Raw genomic sequence first — 19,290 nt, forward strand, 5'->3', positions numbered from 1 at the left:
CGTCTTGATCAACAGCCCCATCCCCGTCTGCTGGCGACGGGGCTGTAGTCATACCGTGATCAAGGCTTTTTCACAGCATCCTTGACGTCGCCCTTGACCTGCTGCCCTTCGCCCTTGATTTCCTGGGCCTTGCCTTCTGCGCGCAGCTTGTCATTGTCGGTGACTTTGCCAACACCTTGCTTGATGTTGCCCACTGCTTCGTTGGCCATACCTTTGACTTTGTCTTTAGTGCCGCTCATGGCAAATCTCCTGCAAATGGAGACACGTGATCCGTGTCGACAAAAGGTGGACCCAGCGGCCAGTTCAGGAGTTTCAAACATTTTTGCAATCTCAAGCCGAGCGGTAAATCTGCGGGCGAATACCGCACTGAATCGGCTACCTACGTCTGCGCAATGCCGGCCTGCTGCCCTAGAATCGCGGGCAAACGGCAGCCCTATAGAGGTTGCATGCTTATAAAAACAACAGCTTACGGAACCTGCACCCATGCGTTTGATGCCCCTGCTGGCAGCCTTGCTGCCGCTGCTGCCCCTGCCCGCGATCGCTGGCGCACCGGCCACCGAAACCCTGCGGGTCGACCGCTACACCGACGACGGCCAGCCAGGCACCCTGCGCTGGGCGATCGAAACCAACAACCAAAAGCCCGGCCACTACCGCATCGACATCGCCGCAGTCGGCCAAGCCCCGTTTGTCATCCGGCCGACCCGCGCCCTGCCTGAAATCAAAGGCCCGGTGCAGATCACCGGCCTGCCTTGGGCGCGCGACGGCCAATACGTCGCCATTGACGGCGCCGGCTATATCAAGGACCAGGGAGTACACACCTGCCCCGGCGCCCTGCCCGGCCAGTTCGGCACCAACGTGCGCACCACGACCAACCCCGGGCTGGTGCTGCGCGACACCCAGGGCGTGCACCTCAGTGGCCTGGAAGTGCGCAACTTCTGCATCGGCATCCTGGTCAACCGCGCCAGCCACAACGTCATCGAAGACAACCGCATCGTCGCCAACAAGGGCGGTGCCGGTATCATGCTGACCGGCGATGACGGTGCCGGTAACCCCACGGCCACCACCACGGTCAACAACAAGGTGCTGCGCAACCAGCTGATCGACAATGGCGATGGCCTGGAGCTGACCCGCGGCGCGGCGTTCAACCTGGTGGCCGACAACCTGTTCCGTTCGACTGCAGCCAACCCGGAGCCGTCCCAGGGCATCGAGATTCTGCTGGGCAACGACAACAGCGTGGTACGCAACCGCTTCGAGAACTACTCCGACGGCCTGCAGATCAACTGGGGCAAGCGCAACTACCTGGGCGCCAATACCTTCAGCGGCAACTCGATCGGCGTCAGCGTCACCGGCCAAGGCAATATCCTCGACGGCAACCTGATCCACGGCAACCGCATCGGCGTGGCGCTGCGCCCGGAGCCGGAAGTCACCACCACGCGCCTGACCGGTAACCGGATCTGGGGCAACAGCCTGGATATCCGCCGCTGCGAAGCTGGCGGCTCTTGCGTACCGGATCAGCGCACGGGCGCCATCGTTTTTGGCGTGCCAGCCCAGGCCCATGCACTGTACGTAGGCTCTCGCGGGGTCGGTGCCGACCTGCCGAAAAAGGACCAGGCCGTGATCTGCGATGCCAAGGGCCAGCCCAAGCCCTGCCAGCCGCTGCCCAACCATAACCAGCAGGCACCACGGCTGTTGGCCCTGAACGACAATGTGCTGCGCGGCGAAGTGCAGGGGCCGGCATCGAGCCTGCTGCGGGTCGAGGTGTTTGGCAATGCCCAGGCACAAGGCACGGAGGCTGAGCAGTACCTGGGGGAAGTGCTGGTGAACAGCGATGCCAAGGGGCAGGCGCAGTTTGCCCAGGTGCTGGAGAATGCCGATGGACTGCGCAGCTTTACCGCCACCGTGACCACGGCCGATGGCGCGACCTCCGAGTTGAGCCAGCCACTTCGCCGCTAGGGTAGCTGGCCCCATCGCCGGCACGCCGACGATGGGGCCATCAAACCTTGCTCCGCTACCCGCCACCCCTCACAATGCAGCCCTTCATAGCGTCACACCGCAGGAACCTGCATGAAACTCGACAAACCCGCCGCCATCGCCCGGCGCAACGAAGCATTGGCCAAGCCGGTGCTCACCAGTGCCAACACGCTGTTCGCCATCCTCGACCCCAAACGCAACCTGTGGTGGTTCGAAGTGCCGGTGGCGCTGCTGCGCAAGGGCCAGCCCGACTGGGTCAACCTGCTGCTGCACACCCCAGAAAGCGACGAACTGCAGCACCTGAAGGTCCCGACCAACTTCCTCAAGGCGCATCAGGAGCAGATGGAAGTGCGCAATGCCGGCAAGCGCCGCTCGACCATCAGCCTGGCGCTGAGCGCCGACCGTGATTCGCTGCTGCGCGACACCCGCCCAGGCGGCGAGCAGCTCGACTTCAGCACATTCGTGCAGGCCTGACCTCAGGCCCGCTCGATGCGATCGTCATGGATGACGATCCGGCCCTGTTTGAACAACGCGCCGATGGCCTTCTTGAAGTTGCCCTTGCTGACGTTGAACATGCGGCTGATCACCTCTGGGTCGCTCTTGTCGCACACCGGCAACACGCCCCCTTCGGCCTCCAGGCGCTGCATGATCTGCTCATGCAAGCCGTCCGCCAGCGCCTGGCCAACCGGTTGCAGGCTCAACGCGATCTTGCCGTCATGGCGCACTTCCTTGATGAAACCCTTCTCATGCATGCCCGAACGCATGAACTTGAAGATTTCATTCTTGTGGATCAGGCCCCAATGGCGGTTGTTGATGATGGCCTTGAAGCCCATCGGCGTCTCGCCCGCCACCAGCAGCTCGACCGGCTGACCGACCTGGTAATCGGCCGGGGTGCGGTCCAGATAGCGGTCCAGCCGTGAAGTGGCGGTGATGCGCCGGGTGCGCTTGTCGAGGTAGACATGCACCACGCAGTAGTCGCCGATCTTCAGCGGCCGCGCCTCTTCCGAGTACGGCATCAGCAGGTCCTTGGACAGGCCCCAGTCGAGGAAGATGCCCGCACCGTTGATGTCCTTGACCTTGAGGCTGGCGAATTCGCCAACCTGCACCTTGGGCTTCTCGGTGGTGGCGATCAGCTGGTCTTCGCTGTCCAGGTAGAGGAACACGTTGAGCCAGTCATCGACCTCGGTTTCGGCGTTCTTCGGGATGTAGCGCCCGGGCAGCAGGATCTCGCCGTCGGGGCCGCCGTCCAGGTAGAGGCCGAAGTCCACGTGTTTCACGATTTGCAAACTGTTGTAACGCCCAAGCAGAGCCATTTCCGATGTTCCTCAAGACAAGGCGGCTATTCTACACCTGAAGCCAGCGCGCCGCCCGACCGCTGATTCGGCGGAACCGTCGTGGAGTACTCGCGTCTACCGTGTGGCCAGCCATCTGCAAGGGATCAGCACATGTTTCTACGCCTGTCCAAAGCCCTGATCATCGCCACGGCATTTGCGCTGGCACTGGTGGCCTGCAGCCGTATAGACCTGGCCTACCGCAACCTCGACCGGCTGGTCCCGTGGTCGCTGGACGACTACCTTGCCATGAACCGTGACCAGAGGTCGTTGCTCGACGAACGGCTCAAGCAGCACCTGGCATGGCATTGCACGACCGAACTGCCCGGGTACCTCGACTGGCTCGACCGCGTACGCAGCATGGTCGCCGAGGGGCAAGTGACCGACCAGGCGCTGCAACAGCGCATGAACGAAGCCCGGCAGGCGATCGGTCGCGTTGCAGAAGCCATCACCCCGTCGGCCGCCGAGCTGCTGCGCGGCATGAGCGATGCCCAGGTCGCGCAGCTGGGCGAAGCTTTGCGTGAAGACATCAGTGAACGGCAAGAGAAATACGTCGATACACCCCTATCCAAACAGGTCGCCCGCCGCGCCGAGCGCATGGAAAAACGCCTGACACCCTGGTTCGGCGAACTCACCGCAGCACAACGCCAGCGCGTGCAAACCTGGGCACAGGCGCTGGGCGACCAGAACCGCCAGTGGATCGCCAACCGTGCGCACTGGCAACAACAGCTGATGATGGCCATGAACCAGCGCAGCGACGAAAGCTTCGAACCGCGCCTGGCGCAATTGCTGCAGCGCAAGGAAAGCCTGTGGACTGCGCAATACCGCGCTGCCTTCGAGAACAGCGAGCAACAGACACGCAGCCTGTTGATCGACCTGCTGCAACAGAGCAGCCCGGCCCAGCGGCAGTATCTTCAGGGGCGGCTGGCCAAGGTGCGTACCGACTTCAGTGAGCTCAAGTGCCTTAAGGGATAGGCAGGTCAATCGGTGTCCGCCCGATAACCCGCCTCAGCGCCCTTTGCGCCGATACGGGAACACATCGATCACCTTGCCTTCGCGGATAGATGCCTGCAGCCCCTTCCAGTAATCCGCGTCATACAGCTCCCCATGCAGCCTGCTGAATAAACGCCGCTGGCCCATATCGGCAAACAGAAACGGCGGGAACTCCTCCGGGAATACATCGTGCGGCCCGATCGAATACCACGGCTCCCCCGACATCTCGTCCTCCGGGTAGCGCGGCGGTGGGATATGGCGGAAATTCACCTCGGTCAGGTAGCTGATCTCGTCATAGTCGTAGAACACCACACGACCATGGCGGGTAACCCCGAAGTTCTTCAGCAGCATGTCGCCTGGAAAGATGTTCGCTGCGGCCAACTGCTTGATGGCCAGGCCATAATCCTCCAGCGCTTCGAGCACCTGGCCTTCGCTGGCCTGCTCCAGGTACAGATTGAGCGGGATCATGCGCCGTTCGGTCCAGCAATGGCGGACCAGCACCGTATCGCCTTCCACAGCCACGGTGGACGGCGCCACCTCCAGCAGCTCGGCCAGGCACTCAGGCTCGAACTTGGCCCGGGGGAAACGAAAGTCGGCGAACTCCTGGGTATCGGCCATGCGCCCGACCCGGTCGACACTCTTCACCAGGCGGTACTTGTCGATCACCGTGGCACGGTCGACCGTCTTGGACGGCGAAAAGCGGTCCTTGATGATCTTGAATACGGTATTGAAGCCCGGCAGGGTGAACACACTCATGACCATGCCGCGCACACCGGGTGCCATGATGAAACGGTCGTCGGTACTGGCCAGATGGTTGATCAGCGCGCGATAGAACTCCGACTTGCCGTGCTTATAGAAGCCGATCGAGGTGTACAACTCGGCAATGTGCTTGCCCGGCAGTATGCGCTTTAAGAAATTGACGAACTCCGCCGGTACTGGCACGTCGACCATAAAGTACGAACGGGTGAAGGAGAAGATGATCGATACCTCGGCCTCGTCGGTGATCAGCGCATCCGCCTCGATACCATGGCCCTCGCGGTGCAGCAGCGGGATCACCAGGGGCCACTGTTCATCGCTGTTGTACAGCCGGCCCACCAGGTAGGCGCCCTTGTTGCGGTACAGCACCGGCACGAACAGTTCAACGGCCAGGGCCGGGTCCTTGCACACCCAGTCTGGCAGGCAGTCGCGCAGTTGCTCTTCAAGGCGCGACAGGTCGCTCTCAAGGTCACCGTAGTCGAACGCATAGTCGCGCAAGATAGCCCGCAACACGCTCTTGAGGCTGCCATCGGGCATATAGGTGCGGGTCTGGGCAGCGCGCTCGTGGCTGCGTATCGACGGCCGGGTGGTGTGGATGAACATGCAGCCATCGCTGATCTGGTCATGGCTGAACAGGCTGCAGAACAAAGAGTTGTACCAGGTCTCCGACAGCTCATCGTCCAGCCGCGGGTCGATCAAGCGTATATAGGCACTTTTCACCAACGGCCACTGTTCGGCCTCCAGCAGCACTTCCTCATCGAACCCGTCACGCAGCCAGCCGTTGACCTCACCGACCTTCTGCTCATAGAGGTTGATCCGCGCCGCCGCTGCCCGCTGGATGTCCTGCCAGCGCGCCTGCTCGAAGCGCTCGCGGGCGCCCAGGGTGATGCGGCGAAAGTGTTCGCGGTAGTCGTCGAAGCCATCGAGGATCATCCGGGCGATTTCGCCGGCCGGCCAGTGCTGGGTCATGCAGGACACCTCGGTGCGGGGTGAGATAGACAGCTTAGTCGCCTGTGCAACTTTGCGGAGCCTCTACCGGCTTACACCGCAAGAAAGGACAAGAACCGCCCGTGCGCCATCGCGTACACTCGCGCCCTGCCCTGTACCCGGAGACCACCGTGAGCCCCATCGCCCTGACCCGCCTGCTGACCCTTGCCGCCGTCTGGGGGGCGAGCTTTCTGTTCATGCGCATCATCGCCCCCGAACTGGGCACCGTACCTACCGCCTTCTTTCGCGTGTCCATCGCCTGTCTCGGCCTGATCGCCATACTCGCCGCAGCCCGCGTACGCTGGAACTTCGAGGGCAAACTCGGCGCTTGCCTGGTCCTGGGCATGATCAACTCAGGCATCCCCGCCACCTTCTATTCGGTGGCAGCCCAGGTACTGCCGGCGGGGTATTCGGCGATCTTCAACGCCACCACGCCACTGATGGGGGTGCTGATCGGCGCACTGTTCTTCCGCGAGGCCATGACCCTGCCCAAATTGTGCGGCATCTTCCTTGGCCTGTTCGGTGTCGGCATTCTCAGTGGCGCGGGCCCGGTGGCACTGGACATGGCACTGCTGCAAGGCGCCCTGGCCTGCCTGGCGGCAACCACCTGCTATGGCTTCGCAGGCTTTCTGGCGCGGCGCTGGATCAGCGGCCTGGACAGCCGCCTCTCGGCGCTGGGCAGCATGCTCGGCGCCACGCTGATGATGACGCCACTGTTTGCCTGGAGTGCGCTGACCCAGCCGCCTGCCAGCTGGGGCGGCTGGCAGGTGTGGCTGTCGCTGCTGGGCCTGGGCCTTGTGTGCACGGCCTTCGCCTACATCCTGTACTTCCGCCTGCTGGCCGAGATTGGCCCGGTCAAGGCCAGTACCGTGACCTTCTTGATTCCGGTCTTCGGTGTGCTGTGGGGCGCGTGGCTGCTGGACGAATCGCTGTCGATGGGCCACCTGTATGGCGGCCTGCTGATCGCTGCCGCGCTGTGGCTCGTACTCAAGCCCGCGCGCCGCGCTCAGGCCTGATACAGCACTCTGTAGGAGCCGGCTTGCCGGCGATAGGGCCAGTACAGACAACAACGCCAAAGGGCATTACGATAAGCAGCCCTCACGACACGTAACGCCCCATGCCCCCCGAGCAAACCCCAGCCTACAAGATCGTGCTCTGGCGCCTGGAGCAGGATGCCCAAGGCTACCCACCCGCATCGGTCGAAGGCCTCTGGGCAAAACGTACCGCGGCTGGCTACCAGGTCGACAGCATCCCCTTCTATGCCTACGGCATCGCACCTGGCGACACCATCAGCATCAGCGAAGAGGGCGAGCAATCCTGGTTCGAAGGCTTGCTGCACAGTGGCGGCGCTTCGGTATTTCGCGTTCTTGTGAGGGCAGGCGGTGATCTGGAGCAGGTTCGTGCGGCACTCGAAGATTTCGGCTGCCCCAGCGAAGTCGAAAAAGCGGTCAGGATGCTGGCCGTCGAAGTCCCGCCTTCGCGCTCACTCGACACCCTGCTCTACTACCTGCTGACGCAGCGCGAAGCCGGCACCCTGGACTTCGAGGAAGGCGTGCTGCGCCACGCCATCCCCGAAGAGTTTCGCTGACGGCCTATGCTTGGGCCATGCGACTGGCAGGCTTGCTGAACACGAACAGCAAACCGACCACAATCAGCCCCATTCCCAGCAGGCTGAGCGGTGCCAGGCGATTACCGAAGATCAGGAAGTCCATCACCGCAGTCACCGCTGGCACCAGGTAGAACAGGCTGGTGACGTTGACCAGATTACCTTTGGCGATCAGGCGATACAGCAGCATGGTCGCCAGCAGCGAAACCACCAGCCCCATCCACAGCAGCGCACCAATGAAACTGCCGCTCCACGCAACGTGCAGCGGCTGCAGCGGCGCGAACACAGCGCACATGGCAAACCCCGCCAGATACTGCAGGCCCAGCGTGCCCATGGGGTTGTCGGTGATGCGTTTTTGCAGGATCGAGCCAAAGGTCATGCTGCCCAGCGCCAGCAAGGCAAACAGCATCCCGGCCAGCGACACTCCGCCGAGGTTGATACCCTGATAGACCACCATCACCAGCCCGCCGAGCCCCAGGCCCAGACCGAACAGCCGGCGCCAGGAGCGCTGGCGCTCCATCAGCACCACAGTGAGGATCGGTTGTACTCCCATCACTGTGGCCATCACGCCGGGGGTCACGTGGGTATTGAGCGCCAGCAGGTAGAAGATCTGGTAGGCACCGAGCAACACGCAGCCGGTGCCAAGGGCTCGCAACATCGCCCCACGTGTGCGCGGCCAGCGCAGGCCCAGCAACGGGCCGATCAGCAGCAACCCGGCGAGTGCCAGCGCTGAGCGCAGCAGCAGGAAAGCAAACGGGCTGGCATGGGCCAGGCCAAGTTTGGAGACGATGGCGCCACTGCTCCACAGCAGGACGAACAGGCTGGTAGTGGCCGCCGAGGCCACGGATGCTTTGGAAAAGACAGACATGCATGCACCTGTATTCGGGCAGATAAGCCGAACGGTGGGCGTGAACTTCAGTTAGGGAAGCCGCCGACCGTGTTCAGTAGGTTGCGCGTGTGACGGGATGCGGCCAAAGGCCGGTCAGCCCGGCACAACCACGCAGCGAGGCGGAGCTACGCCGCCTACAACGCCACTGACAGGTGGTGGGTAATGACTGATCATGGCCGGCTGCTGGCTGCCACGCACGGCCCCGCCCGCGACTGGCGCGATGGCAAAGCTTGCGGTGGACAGGATGGCAGGCATGAGCAGGTCTTCGGGGAGGTGAATGCGCTGGAATATAGCGGTGAATCAGGGCCAGGACAATAGCTGGCTTCTGTGATGCCTGTTGGGCCCTGTCGCCGGCGATAGGGCCCTGCAGGCACCGAAACTTCAGAACAACCAGCGATACAGCAGGTACCCCACAGCCACCGCCAGCACCGGCCGCAGGATGCGGTAGGCCTTGGGGTTGGCACGCTTGAACTGCTTCACGCGGGTGCTGATCCTGTTGCTGAAGCGCTTGCTCCAGGCATACGCCTGGTTGATCCCGCCCACCCGCTCGTCATCGGTGTTCTGCGGTGCAGTGGCGCGGCCCAGGAAGGCGCTGACCTTGCGGTTGATGCGGGCCATCAGCGGGTTGCTGAGCGGGCGTTCGATGTCGCAGAACAGGATCACCCGGGTGACGTCGGTTTCGTTCTTGACCCAGTGCACGTAGGTCTCGTCGAACATCACGTCCTCGCCATCACGCCAGGCGTAGGCCTGGCCGTCGACGTAGATGCGGCAATCGTCGGAGTTCGGCGTGGACAAGCCCAAGTGATAGCGCAGCGAGCCGGCGAAGGGGTCGCGGTGCGGGTTGAGGTGGCTGCCGCCGGGCAGCAGGGCAAACATCGCTCCCTTGACGTTGGGGATGGCGCTGACCAGCTCGACGGTCTTCGGGCAAAGCGCCTCGGCCGACGGCAGCGGTTTGTCGTACCACTTCAGGTAGAAACGCTTCCAGCCCTTCTTGAAGAACGACCCGAAGCCTGCGTCATTGTCTTTTTCGGCGGCGCGGATGTAGCCCTCATCGAACAGGCGCATGGCCTCCTCACGGATCTGCTGCCAGTTGTCCTTGAGCACGTCCAGCTCAGGGAAACGCTGGCGGTCCAGGTACGGCTTGGACGGCACCCCGGAGAAAAAGTACATCAGGCTGTTATAGGGTGCGAACAGCGCAGAATGGTTGACGAACTGGCGCAGGACTGGCAATCGCGCCTTGCCGCGCAGGTGGACGAACAGCACGCTGCCAAAAAAAACCAGCAGGACGCCTGCCTTGGCGACGAAGGAAAAGGTCATGCAACACTCCTTGGAAAGGGAGCAGGCCAGCGCTGCCTGCCCCCATCAAAAATCATCCTGCCATCATAAACCCATCACGCCCAGGTAAAAACAACCCGGGCGGGAACTCACTCATGAAGATTTTGCAATAAACCCGAGCGCAGGGGCAGCTTGCCGCTTGCCGCTTACTGCTGGTTCTCCTGCTCGCTGAACATGTCGGCGAACAGCATGCTCGACAGGTAGCGCTCGCCGGAGTCGGGCAGGATTACGACGATGGTCTTACCCTGCATCTCTGGCTTTTCCGCCAGCCGCACCGCTGCTGCCATCGCCGCGCCACAAGAAATGCCGCAAAGGATGCCCTCCTCCTGCATCAGGCGGATGGCCATCGCCTTGGCCTCGTCATCGGTCACGGTCTCGACCTGGTCGACGATCGACAGGTCAAGGTTCTTCGGCACAAAGCCGGCGCCGATGCCCTGGATCTTGTGCGGGCTGGGCTTGAGCTCCTCACCGGCCAGGGTCTGGCTGATCAGCGGCGAGGCCACAGGCTCGACCGCCACCGAGAGGATCGACTTGCCCTGGGTGTGCTTGATATAGCGCGACACGCCGGTAATGGTGCCACCGGTGCCGACACCGGCCACCAGCACGTCGACCGCACCGTCGGTGTCGTTCCAGATCTCCGGGCCGGTGGTCTTTTCATGAATGGCCGGGTTGGCCGGATTGTCGAACTGGCCTGGCAGGAAGTACTGCGCCGGGTCCGAGGCAACGATCTCGTTGGCCTTCTCGATCGCGCCTTTCATGCCCTTGGCCGGCTCGGTCAACACCAGCTCGGCGCCCAGGGCCTTCAGTACCTTGCGACGCTCCAGGCTCATTGAGGCCGGCATGGTCAGGACCAGTTTGTAGCCACGGGCGGCGGCGACGAAGGCCAGGCCAATGCCGGTGTTGCCCGAGGTGGGCTCGACGATGGTCATGCCGGGCTTGAGCTTGCCGCTGCCCTCGGCGTCCCAGACCATGCTCGCGCCGATACGGCACTTGACCGAGTACCCAGGGTTGCGCCCTTCGATCTTGGCCAGGATGGTCACACCGCGCGGGGCGATGCGGTTGATCTGCACCAGCGGCGTATTGCCGATGGAATGGGCGTTGTCTGCGTAGATACGGCTCATGGCAGGGTCCTTGGCATGAAGTGGCGGGGAAAGGCTTAAAGGGTAAGCCTGCCCCGTTGGCCCGTAAAGCCCGTTCGAACTCGCCCGGGCGGCCTGCGGTCAACCGCACAATCCGCCTTGGAGATCACTGCGATGAAAGCCCGTTATCGCTGGCCACTGGTCGGCCTGGCCAGCCTGGTCGTGCTGTTGGTGGCCCTGCACCTGGCGCTGCCTTACCTGGTGCGCGACTACCTCAACGACAAGCTGGCGGACATGGGGGAGTACCGTGGCCAGGTCACGGACGTGGAACTGGCCTGGTGGCGCGGGGCCTACCAGATCGATGGGCTGAAGATCGTCAAGACCAGCGGCAAGGTTCCGGTGCCGCTGCTCGATGCGCCACTGATCGACCTCTCGGTGAGCTGGCAAGCGCTGTGGTATGACCATGCTGTGGTGGCCGAAGTCACCTTTTTACGACCGGTGCTCAACTTCGTCGACGGCGGCAACAAACAGGCCTCGCAGACCGGTCAGGGTACAGACTGGCGCCAGCAGCTGGAAAAACTGCTGCCGATCACCCTCAACGATGTGCGCATCGATGACGGCACGCTGACCTTCCACAACTTCAACTCCAAGCCGCCGGTCGACCTCAAGGCCACCCGGCTCGACGCCAATATCCGCAACCTGACCAACGTACGGGACGACAAAGGCCGGCGCGACGCCAGCTTCGAGGCTAAAGCCCTGCTGTTGGGCGATGCCAGGGTGCAGAGCCGCGCGACCTTCGACCCGTTCAGCGACTTCGATGATTTCGAGTTCCGGCTGCGCGCAACCGGCATGGAGCTGCGCAGGCTGAACGACTTCGCCAGTGCCTATGGCAAGTTCGATTTCAATGCCGGGCACGGCGATGTGGTGATCGAGGCCCAGGCGGAAAACGGCCGGCTCAATGGCTACATCAAGCCGTTGCTGCGCGACGTGGACGTGTTCAACTGGCAGCAGGACATCGAGGACAAGAACAAGGGTTTTTTCCGCTCGGTGTGGGAAGCGCTGGTAGGGGCCAGCGAAACGGTGCTGAAGAACCAGCCGAAAAACCAGTTCGCCACCCGTGTGGAACTCAGCGGCAGCGTGCACCAACAGAACATCAGCGCCTTCGAGGCGTTTTTGCAGATTCTGCGCAACGGGTTTGTCCAGGCGTTCAATGCACGCTATGAGCAACCTGCGCCCGATTCCGACTGAACAGGCGTGACGAGCCATTCAGGGACTGAATATCCGGTCTGCGTTTGCAGCCGCCTGGGGCCGGGGTATAGTCGCTGACAACCAATGAAGACATGCCGTACCTGTACTGGCCCCCGCAGAGGACACTCCCGATGAAGTTCGAAGGCACCCGCGACTACGTCGCCACAGACGACCTGAAACTGGCGGTCAACGCGGCCATCACCCTCGAACGCCCACTGCTGGTCAAGGGCGAGCCAGGCACCGGCAAGACCATGCTTGCCGAACAGCTGGCCGCCTCCTTCGGCGCCCGCCTGATCACCTGGCACATCAAATCCACCACCAAGGCCCACCAGGGCCTCTACGAGTACGATGCGGTCAGCCGCCTGCGCGACTCCCAGCTGGGCACTGAAAAAGTCCACGATGTGCGCAACTACCTGAAAAAGGGCAAGCTCTGGGAAGCCTTCGAGGCCGAGGAGCGGGTGATCCTGCTGATCGACGAAATCGACAAGGCCGACATCGAGTTCCCCAACGACCTGTTGCAGGAACTCGACAAGATGGAGTTCTACGTCTACGAAATCGACGAGACCATCAAGGCCAAGCAACGCCCGATCATCATCATTACCTCGAACAATGAAAAAGAACTGCCCGACGCGTTCCTGCGCCGCTGCTTCTTCCACTACATCGCCTTCCCGGACCGCGACACCCTGCAGCAGATCGTCGATGTGCACTACCCCAACATCAAGCAATCGCTGGTCAGCGAAGCGCTTGACGTGTTCTTCGACGTGCGCAAGGTGCCGGGCCTGAAGAAAAAGCCCTCCACCAGCGAGCTGGTCGACTGGCTCAAGCTGTTGATGGCCGACAACATCGGCGAAGCGGTATTGCGCGAACGCGACCCGACCAAGGCGATTCCGCCGCTGGCCGGCGCCCTGGTGAAGAATGAGCAGGACGTTCAACTGCTCGAACGCCTGGCCTTCATGAGCCGGCGCGGCAACCGCTGACAGGAGCCGGCCATGCTGCTCAACCTGTTCAACGAAATGCGTGCGGCCAAGGTGCCGGTATCGGTTCGCGAACTGCTCGACCTGCTCAACGCCTTGCAACAGCGCGTGGTGTTCGCCGACATGGACGAGTTCTACTACCTGGCACGGGCCATCCTGGTGAAGGACGAGCGCCATTTCGACAAGTTCGACCGGGCTTTCTCGGCCTACTTCAAAGGCCTGGAAAACCTCGACCGGCACCTCGAAGCACTGATCCCTGAAGACTGGCTGCGCAAGGAGTTCGAGCGCTCGCTGACGGATGAGGAACGTGCACAGATCCAGTCACTGGGCGGCCTGGACAAACTGATCGAGGAGTTCAAGAAACGCCTGGAGGAGCAGAAGGAACGCCACGCCGGTGGCAACAAGTGGATCGGCACCGGCGGCACCAGCCCGTTCGGCTCTGGCGGTTTCAACCCTGAAGGCATCCGCGTGGGCGACGCCGGCAAACGTCAGGGCAAGGCGGTGAAGGTCTGGGACCAGCGCGAGTACAAGAACCTCGACGACCAGGTCGACCTGGGCACGCGCAACATCAAGCTGGCCCTGCGCCGGCTGCGCAAGTTCGCCCGCGAAGGTGCCGCCGAAGAGCTGGACATCGACGGCACCATCGACCATACCGCACGTGACGCCGGGCTGCTGAACATCCAGATGCGCCCCGAACGGCGCAACACGGTCAAGCTGCTGTTGCTGTTCGACATCGGCGGCTCGATGGATGCCCACGTCAAAGTCTGCGAAGAGCTGTTCTCGGCCTGCAAGACCGAGTTCAAGCACCTGGAGTACTACTACTTCCACAACTTCGTTTATGAATCGGTGTGGAAGAACAACCTGCGGCGTACTTCGGAGCGCTTCTCCACCTTCGACCTGCTGCACAAATACGGCGATGACTACAAGGTGGTGTTCGTCGGCGACGCGGCCATGGCGCCCTATGAGATCACCCAGCCCGGTGGCAGCGTGGAGCACTGGAACGAAGAGGCCGGGTATGTGTGGATGCAGCGTTTCATGGAGAAATTCAAGAAGATCATCTGGATCAACCCGTATCCGAAACAGGCCTGGGATTACACCGCATCGACACACCTGGTGCGTGACCTGATCGAGGACAAGATGTATCCGCTGACCTTGCAAGGGTTGGAGGATGGCATGCGGTATCTGTCCAAGTAGTTTCGCCTGTACCGGCCCTATCGCCGGCGGGCCCCACAGATACACCTCAGCATTTGAGCCTTGTGGGGTACCCGCGGGAGCCGGCTTGCCGGCGGTAGCGCCGGTAGCGTCACCGCCAACCGTTCAGGCAAGCCTGCTGCTCCCGCCAGGCCTCTTCCTGCACCACCGCCCTGAACCGCACCGCCGCCCCCGGCATGCACTGGGCCAACTGCGCCAACGCCAACGGCGTCAACGCCCCCAGCCGCGGATAGCCACCGATGGTCTGCCGGTCATTGAGCAGCACGATCGGCTGCCCGTCCGGGGGCACCTGCACCGCCCCTAACGCAATACCCTCCGAAATCATCGGCGCGCCCTGATAAACAAGCTGCGGCCCGAGCAAACGAATGCCCATGCGGTCGCCACGACTGTCCAGCGTCCAGTCACGATTGAACGCCTCGAACAGGCTCATACCGCTGAAATCACCGATCTGCGCGCCCATGACCAGATCGAGCACGGGCTTTTGCCGATAACGGGGCCGCAGCACCTCTGGCACTTCGCGCAGGGCCGGCTGCGTGCCGGCAAACGCCAACAATTGCCCTTTGCCCAGCGCGGTCCCTCGCCCATCGATACCGCCCAGCTCTTCACGCACAACAGTAGCGCAGCTCCCCAGCACGGCTTCACCTTGAAACCCGCCCGGCGCCGCAAGATAAGCACGCACGCCCTGCTTCGGTTGCTTCAAGGTCAGCCGCTGGCCCTTGGCCAAGGCAAAGCTGCGCCAGGGTGCCAGCGGCTGGTCATCGATACGAGCATCCAGGTCGGCACCGGCCAGGGCGAGTACGCAATCCTGCTCGGCCACTACCGTGAAGCCGCCCAGCGCCACCTCGACCACCGGCGCACCCAACGGGTTGCCCAGCAGCCAGTTGGCCCAATTCATCGCCACCCAATCCAGCGCACCGCCCTGGGTCACCCCCAGGTGCCGCACACCAAAGCGCCCGGCATCCTGCAACTGGCACAAGGCGGTGCTGGCTTCGATTTTCAATTGCGTCATGCCTGTGCCTCCAACGGGCTGTCGTCACCACCCAATGCCAGGAACTCGGCATGGGACACCGCCACGAAGCGCACCCGATCGCCCGGCTGCAGCAGGCTGTAGCCTTCGCGCTCGCGGTCGAACAGGCGAACCGGAGTGCGCCCTATGAGGTTCCAGCCGCCAGGCGACACGGCGGGATAGGCCGCAGTCTGGCGCTCGGCAATGCCGACACTGCCGGCCGCCACGCGCTTGCGCGGAGTGCTCAGCCGCGGGGATGCCAGGCGTTCGTCCACCAGCCCCATGAAACCGAACCCCGGAGCGAAGCCAAGGGCGAACACCGGGTACTCACGCTCACTGTGCAGGCGGATCACCTCTTGCTCGCTCAAGCCGCTGCGTGCGGCCAGCAGCGGCAGCTCAGGGCCGACACTGGCGTCGTACCACACGGCAATCTCGTGCCGGCGACCGCTGGCGCCCGCGTCTGGCAGCAGCCCCTCCAGCGCCTGGTCGATCAACGCCCTCGCCTGCCCTGGCGGCATATCGAACTGCACCATCAGCGTGGTGTAGGACGGCACCAGGTCCACCAGGTGCTCACCGAAGGCGGCACTCAAACGGTGGCTCGCGGCGAGCAGCCACGGCATGTTGGCCTCGTCGATCCGGTCGAACAGGCGCACCATCAGGCTGTCGATCGCAACCACTTCGATACGCAGCTTCATGCCGGCCCCAGCGCATCGAGGGCCTGGCGGATCTGCCGCACCGCCGCCACCGAGCTGTCATTGTCACCGTGCACGCACAGGGTACTGGCGTGCAGGCGCAAGGCGCTGCCATCGTCGGCCACCAGCGTTTCACCACGGGCCAGGCGCAAGGCCTGCTCGACCACCACGGCCGAATCGTGATGAACCGCACCCGGCAGGCGCCGCGACAGCAAATGGCCGCTGGCGGTATAGGCGCGGTCGGCGAACGCTTCGAACCACAGCGGCACGCCAACCTCGTCACCCAAGGTTTGTGCTGCGCTGTCGTCGGCAGTGGCCATGAGCATCAAGGGCAAGCCAGCGTCATACGCCGCCACGGCTTCGAGCACGGCACGCAGCTTGAGCGGGTCGGCCATCATGTCGTTGTACAGCGCGCCGTGGGGCTTGATGTAGGCCACTCGGCCACCCTGGACCTTGCAGATACCGTCAAGAGCGCCGATCTGGTAGTGCAGCAGATCGCGAATTTCCTCGGCACTGCAGGCCATGGAGCGGCGACCGAAGCCGACCAGGTCCGGGTAGGCCGGGTGGGCGCCGATGGTCACGCCATGCTGCAGGGCCAGGGCCACGGTACGGCGCATGGTGCCGGGGTCGCCGGCATGGTAGCCGCAGGCGATGTTGGCGCAGTCGATGTAGGGCATTACCTCGGCGTCCAGGCCCATGCGCCAGCTGCCAAAGCTTTCACCCATGTCGCAATTGAGTAGCAGGCGTTTCACCTGGCGTGCTCCCGTGTCGATGTTCATGTGCCTACCTTAACGCGCCTGGAGGTGTTTGCCGCGGGTTTCCGGCAGGCTCAAGGCCGCCAGAATCACCACACCGTACGACACCGCGGCGAACCCGCCAATGCCCAGCCCCAGCGGCACCTTCTGGCCAAGCAGGCCGATCAGCAAGGGGAACATCGCGGCGATGACCTTGCCGATGTTGTAGCAGAAGCCCTGCCCCGAGCCACGGATACGGGTGGGGAACAGCTCGGTGAGGAAGGCCCCCATGCCGCTGAAGATGCCCGAGGCAAAAAAGCCCAGCGGGAAACCCAGCCACAGCATCACGCCATCGCTAACCGGCATCTGGGTGTACAGCAGCACGATGATGAACGAGCCCACGGCGAACAGGATGAAGTTCTTCTTGCGCCCCAGAATGTCAGACAGGTAAGCGCTGACCACATAGCCGATGTAGGAGCCGACGATCACCATCGCCAGGTAGCCACCAGTACCCAGCACGCTCAAGCCGCGCTCGTTCTTGAGGAAGGTCGGCAGCCACGAGGTGATGGCGTAGTAGCCCCCCAGCGCACCGGTGGTCAGCAGCGACGCACGTATTGTGGTCCAGAGCATGCCGGGGGCGAAGATCTCGTAGAACTGCGCGGGCGCCTCGGCGCTCTGCACCGCCTTGGCCTGGCGATACACCTCAGGGTCTTTGACCAGGCGCCGGACGAAAATCACGAAAATGGCTGGCACCAGCCCCAGCAGGAACAGCGCGCGCCACGCCTGCTCCGCCGGTAGCCAGGAGAACAGCAGCGCATAAAGGATCGCCGTCAGGCCCCAGCCGATGGCCCAGCCGGACTGCACCATGCCCACCGCCTTGCCACGGTCCTGGGCGCGGATCACCTCACCGATCAGCACCGCGCCGGCGGTCCATTCGCCGCCAAAGCCGAAGCCCATAAGGGTCCGGGCGAGCAGCAACTGTTCGTAGTTCTGGGCGAAGCCGCAGAGGAAGGTGAAAAAGGCGAACCACAGCACCGTCAGTTGCAAGGTGCGCACGCGGCCGATGCGGTCGGAGAGGATGCCGGCGACCCAGCCGCCGATAGCCGAGGCAATCAGGGTGCTGGTGTGGATCAGCCCGGCTTCGGTCGTGGTGATGCCCCACAGCATGATCAGCGTAGGGATGACGAAGCTGAGCATTTGGGTGTCCATGCCATCCAGGCCATAGCCGATCTTGCAGCTCCAGAACGTGCGCCGTTGCTGGGAGTCGATGTCGCGGTACCAGGCGAACGGCCCGGTCGAAGGTGGGGATTGCACCTGTTGCTGCACGCCGCTTGGGTTCATGCTTGCCTCGGCTTGTTGGTATTGTTTTATGGGCGACGTCTGGCGTCGCGGCCTGTGCGTCATGTTCAGAGCCCGCAGCGCCCGAGTCCAACGAGAAAAACCGCCGGTCTGGAACAAGAAAAACTGATCATGAACCTACGCTTCCTCGAAACTTTCGTCTGGGTCGCCCGGCTCAAGAGCTTCCGCCTCACCGCCGAGAAACTTTTCACCACCCAGGCGTCGGTCTCCAGCCGCATCGCGGCACTGGAAGCCGACCTGGGCGTCAAGCTGCTGCTGCGCGATTCACGCGGCGTCAGCCTGACCCCGGAGGGCAGCAAGGTGCTGGAGTATGCCGAGCGCATGCTCGACACCGCCAAGGCCATGAAACAGTCGCTGGACAGCGACCGGGCCAAGGTCGGGCGCATCCGCCTTGGCGTGATGGACACCGTGATCCACACCTGGATGAGTGCGCTGGTGGCCGAGTTGAGCGAACGCTACCCCCAGGTGGAAATCGAGCTGGTGGCCGATACTGCACTGAACTTGCGCGAACAGCTGCAAAAAGGCTTTCTCGACGTGATCCTGCAAACCGACCTGCTGCGCGAACAGTCGATCCGCAGCCTGGACCTGGCGCGCTACCCGATGGGCTGGGTGGTGGCGGCCGGCTCAGCCCAACACCGCGACTACGCCTCGCTGGCCGAGCTTGGGCGTGAGCGGATCGTCACGTTCTCGAAGAACTCACGGCCGCACCAGGAAGTGCTCAGCCTGTTGCAGGCCGCAGGGGCCGAAACCCCACGGCTCAACTGCGTGAACTCGGTGGCGGCGATCACACGGCTGTTGCGCGACGGCTTCGGCATTGGTGCGCTGCCGCCCGCGCTGGTGGACGCCGAACTGAGCCGGGGCGAACTGGTGCTGCTCGAAGGCTTGCAGCCGCCGCCGAGCCTGGAACTGGTGGTGGCCTGGCAGACCGGGGTGGCGCTGGTGGATGAGGTAGTCGGGGTGTGCCGGCAGGTGCTGGAGCGCTATGCGCGGGATGTGGGAGGGCAGCGGATTGTGTTGGTTTGACAAACGCTAGTATCTGTACCGGCTTGTATGGTAGGACTCGAAGGGGTGGGTGGGACCTAAAGCCGGCTTCTGACTGTTCACAGCAGTACAGACCG

The 19,290-nt window shown here is 63.2% G+C and carries 19 protein-coding genes; 9 read left to right on the forward strand and 10 right to left on the reverse strand.

The annotated features are described in order from the left end of the window. Positions 1 to 59: 59 nt before the first annotated feature. Complete coding sequence (locus EGJ09_RS18760) at positions 60 to 239, reverse strand: CsbD family protein (RefSeq protein ID WP_046788039.1); 180 nt, start codon at positions 237 to 239, stop codon at positions 60 to 62. Positions 240 to 483: 244 nt separating this feature from the next. Here EGJ09_RS18760 and EGJ09_RS18765 point away from each other — a divergent pair, with 244 nt between their 5' ends. Then, complete coding sequence (locus EGJ09_RS18765; protein WP_125924541.1) at positions 484 to 1,953, forward strand: nitrous oxide reductase family maturation protein NosD; 1,470 nt, start codon at positions 484 to 486, stop codon at positions 1,951 to 1,953. A 111-nt stretch (positions 1,954 to 2,064) separates the two neighbouring features. Continuing rightward, positions 2,065 to 2,445 (forward strand): hypothetical protein, encoded by a 381-nt coding sequence (locus EGJ09_RS18770; RefSeq protein WP_012315687.1) that lies wholly within the window; start codon positions 2,065 to 2,067, stop codon positions 2,443 to 2,445. A 2-nt stretch (positions 2,446 to 2,447) separates the two neighbouring features. Here the strand turns inward: EGJ09_RS18770 and EGJ09_RS18775 are convergent, their stop codons facing one another. Next, positions 2,448 to 3,284 carry a S1 RNA-binding domain-containing protein gene (locus tag EGJ09_RS18775; RefSeq protein WP_012315688.1) on the reverse strand — a complete coding sequence of 279 codons (837 nt, stop codon included), beginning with the start codon at positions 3,282 to 3,284 and terminating at the stop codon, positions 2,448 to 2,450. A gap of 132 nt (positions 3,285 to 3,416) precedes the next feature. On the opposite strand from EGJ09_RS18775, the gene EGJ09_RS18780 reads away from it, so the two are divergent. After that, entirely contained in the window at positions 3,417 to 4,277 is an 861-nt protein-coding gene (locus EGJ09_RS18780; protein WP_119687605.1) for a DUF6279 family lipoprotein, read from the forward strand. A gap of 33 nt (positions 4,278 to 4,310) precedes the next feature. Here the strand turns inward: EGJ09_RS18780 and aceK are convergent, their stop codons facing one another. Next, on the reverse strand, positions 4,311 to 6,020 hold the full coding sequence (aceK, locus tag EGJ09_RS18785) for a bifunctional isocitrate dehydrogenase kinase/phosphatase (protein WP_125924542.1): 1,710 nt from the start codon (positions 6,018 to 6,020) through the stop codon (positions 4,311 to 4,313). Between the two features lie 149 nt (positions 6,021 to 6,169). Between aceK and EGJ09_RS18790 the strand changes: the two genes are divergently transcribed. Then, positions 6,170 to 7,054 (forward strand): DMT family transporter, encoded by an 885-nt coding sequence (locus EGJ09_RS18790; RefSeq protein WP_046788086.1) that lies wholly within the window; start codon positions 6,170 to 6,172, stop codon positions 7,052 to 7,054. Positions 7,055 to 7,155: 101 nt separating this feature from the next. Beyond that, on the forward strand, positions 7,156 to 7,626 hold the full coding sequence (locus EGJ09_RS18795; RefSeq protein ID WP_125924543.1) for a DUF4265 domain-containing protein: 471 nt from the start codon (positions 7,156 to 7,158) through the stop codon (positions 7,624 to 7,626). 4 nt (positions 7,627 to 7,630) lie between these two features. Here EGJ09_RS18795 and EGJ09_RS18800 read toward each other — a convergent pair whose 3' ends face one another. The 3 genes from EGJ09_RS18800 to cysK all read right to left on the reverse strand — a co-directional run bounded on the left by EGJ09_RS18800 (position 7,631) and on the right by cysK (position 10,989). Then, positions 7,631 to 8,512, reverse strand: a complete 882-nt coding sequence (locus EGJ09_RS18800) for a DMT family transporter (protein ID WP_115274100.1) — start codon at positions 8,510 to 8,512, stop codon at positions 7,631 to 7,633. A gap of 402 nt (positions 8,513 to 8,914) precedes the next feature. Next, positions 8,915 to 9,850, reverse strand: a complete 936-nt coding sequence (locus EGJ09_RS18805) for an aspartyl/asparaginyl beta-hydroxylase domain-containing protein (RefSeq protein WP_125924544.1) — start codon at positions 9,848 to 9,850, stop codon at positions 8,915 to 8,917. Positions 9,851 to 10,014: 164 nt separating this feature from the next. Further along, positions 10,015 to 10,989: a cysteine synthase A gene (gene cysK / locus EGJ09_RS18810; protein ID WP_125924545.1), complete on the reverse strand. Its 975-nt coding sequence runs from the start codon at positions 10,987 to 10,989 to the stop codon at positions 10,015 to 10,017. A 132-nt stretch (positions 10,990 to 11,121) separates the two neighbouring features. Here cysK and EGJ09_RS18815 point away from each other — a divergent pair, with 132 nt between their 5' ends. From EGJ09_RS18815 to EGJ09_RS18825, 3 genes are all read left to right on the forward strand, one after another. Further along, on the forward strand, positions 11,122 to 12,195 hold the full coding sequence (locus EGJ09_RS18815) for a DUF748 domain-containing protein (protein ID WP_115274098.1): 1,074 nt from the start codon (positions 11,122 to 11,124) through the stop codon (positions 12,193 to 12,195). Between the two features lie 131 nt (positions 12,196 to 12,326). Next, positions 12,327 to 13,172 (forward strand): MoxR family ATPase, encoded by an 846-nt coding sequence (locus tag EGJ09_RS18820; RefSeq protein ID WP_012315697.1) that lies wholly within the window; start codon positions 12,327 to 12,329, stop codon positions 13,170 to 13,172. Between the two features lie 12 nt (positions 13,173 to 13,184). Then, entirely contained in the window at positions 13,185 to 14,363 is a 1,179-nt protein-coding gene (locus tag EGJ09_RS18825; protein ID WP_125924546.1) for a VWA domain-containing protein, read from the forward strand. 109 nt (positions 14,364 to 14,472) lie between these two features. Here EGJ09_RS18825 and EGJ09_RS18830 read toward each other — a convergent pair whose 3' ends face one another. From EGJ09_RS18830 to EGJ09_RS18845, 4 genes are read right to left on the reverse strand one after another with little or no spacing between them, the layout of a single operon-like run. Beyond that, entirely contained in the window at positions 14,473 to 15,390 is a 918-nt protein-coding gene (locus EGJ09_RS18830) for a biotin-dependent carboxyltransferase family protein (RefSeq protein WP_125924547.1), read from the reverse strand. Further along, positions 15,387 to 16,082 carry a 5-oxoprolinase subunit PxpB gene (gene pxpB / locus EGJ09_RS18835; protein WP_125924548.1) on the reverse strand — a complete coding sequence of 232 codons (696 nt, stop codon included), beginning with the start codon at positions 16,080 to 16,082 and terminating at the stop codon, positions 15,387 to 15,389. Before pxpB ends, EGJ09_RS18830 begins: the two co-directional genes overlap by 4 nt. Then, positions 16,079 to 16,858, reverse strand: coding sequence for a 5-oxoprolinase subunit PxpA (locus EGJ09_RS18840; protein ID WP_125924549.1), 780 nt, complete (start codon positions 16,856 to 16,858; stop codon positions 16,079 to 16,081). Before EGJ09_RS18840 ends, pxpB begins: the two co-directional genes overlap by 4 nt. Before the next feature lie 9 nt (positions 16,859 to 16,867). Further along, entirely contained in the window at positions 16,868 to 18,154 is a 1,287-nt protein-coding gene (locus EGJ09_RS18845; RefSeq protein WP_125924550.1) for an MFS transporter, read from the reverse strand. A gap of 129 nt (positions 18,155 to 18,283) precedes the next feature. Here EGJ09_RS18845 and EGJ09_RS18850 point away from each other — a divergent pair, with 129 nt between their 5' ends. Further along, on the forward strand, positions 18,284 to 19,195 hold the full coding sequence (locus EGJ09_RS18850) for a LysR family transcriptional regulator (RefSeq protein ID WP_046788027.1): 912 nt from the start codon (positions 18,284 to 18,286) through the stop codon (positions 19,193 to 19,195). Positions 19,196 to 19,290 lie beyond the last annotated feature (95 nt).

Origin of the sequence: Pseudomonas sp. p106, from assembly GCF_003936645.1 — a bacterium.
Lineage (GTDB): Bacteria > Pseudomonadota > Gammaproteobacteria > Pseudomonadales > Pseudomonadaceae > Aquipseudomonas > Aquipseudomonas putida_E.

Excerpts from the sequence above, each read along its gene's own strand:
- EGJ09_RS18760 (WP_046788039.1), bottom strand. The coding sequence starts at position 239 with ATGAGCGGCACTAAAGACAAAGTCAAAGGTATGGCCAACGAAGCAGTG.
- EGJ09_RS18765 (WP_125924541.1), top strand. The coding sequence starts at position 484 with ATGCGTTTGATGCCCCTGCTGGCAGCCTTGCTGCCGCTGCTGCCCCTG.
- EGJ09_RS18770 (WP_012315687.1), top strand. The coding sequence starts at position 2,065 with ATGAAACTCGACAAACCCGCCGCCATCGCCCGGCGCAACGAAGCATTG.
- EGJ09_RS18775 (WP_012315688.1), bottom strand. The coding sequence starts at position 3,284 with ATGGCTCTGCTTGGGCGTTACAACAGTTTGCAAATCGTGAAACACGTG.
- EGJ09_RS18780 (WP_119687605.1), top strand. The coding sequence starts at position 3,417 with ATGTTTCTACGCCTGTCCAAAGCCCTGATCATCGCCACGGCATTTGCG.
- aceK (WP_125924542.1), bottom strand. The coding sequence starts at position 6,020 with ATGACCCAGCACTGGCCGGCCGGCGAAATCGCCCGGATGATCCTCGAT.
- EGJ09_RS18795 (WP_125924543.1), top strand. The coding sequence starts at position 7,156 with ATGCCCCCCGAGCAAACCCCAGCCTACAAGATCGTGCTCTGGCGCCTG.
- EGJ09_RS18800 (WP_115274100.1), bottom strand. The coding sequence starts at position 8,512 with ATGTCTGTCTTTTCCAAAGCATCCGTGGCCTCGGCGGCCACTACCAGC.
- EGJ09_RS18805 (WP_125924544.1), bottom strand. The coding sequence starts at position 9,850 with ATGACCTTTTCCTTCGTCGCCAAGGCAGGCGTCCTGCTGGTTTTTTTT.
- cysK (WP_125924545.1), bottom strand. The coding sequence starts at position 10,989 with ATGAGCCGTATCTACGCAGACAACGCCCATTCCATCGGCAATACGCCG.
- EGJ09_RS18815 (WP_115274098.1), top strand. The coding sequence starts at position 11,122 with ATGAAAGCCCGTTATCGCTGGCCACTGGTCGGCCTGGCCAGCCTGGTC.
- EGJ09_RS18820 (WP_012315697.1), top strand. The coding sequence starts at position 12,327 with ATGAAGTTCGAAGGCACCCGCGACTACGTCGCCACAGACGACCTGAAA.
- EGJ09_RS18825 (WP_125924546.1), top strand. The coding sequence starts at position 13,185 with ATGCTGCTCAACCTGTTCAACGAAATGCGTGCGGCCAAGGTGCCGGTA.
- EGJ09_RS18830 (WP_125924547.1), bottom strand. The coding sequence starts at position 15,390 with ATGACGCAATTGAAAATCGAAGCCAGCACCGCCTTGTGCCAGTTGCAG.
- pxpB (WP_125924548.1), bottom strand. The coding sequence starts at position 16,082 with ATGAAGCTGCGTATCGAAGTGGTTGCGATCGACAGCCTGATGGTGCGC.
- EGJ09_RS18840 (WP_125924549.1), bottom strand. The coding sequence starts at position 16,858 with ATGAACATCGACACGGGAGCACGCCAGGTGAAACGCCTGCTACTCAAT.
- EGJ09_RS18845 (WP_125924550.1), bottom strand. The coding sequence starts at position 18,154 with ATGAACCCAAGCGGCGTGCAGCAACAGGTGCAATCCCCACCTTCGACC.
- EGJ09_RS18850 (WP_046788027.1), top strand. The coding sequence starts at position 18,284 with ATGAACCTACGCTTCCTCGAAACTTTCGTCTGGGTCGCCCGGCTCAAG.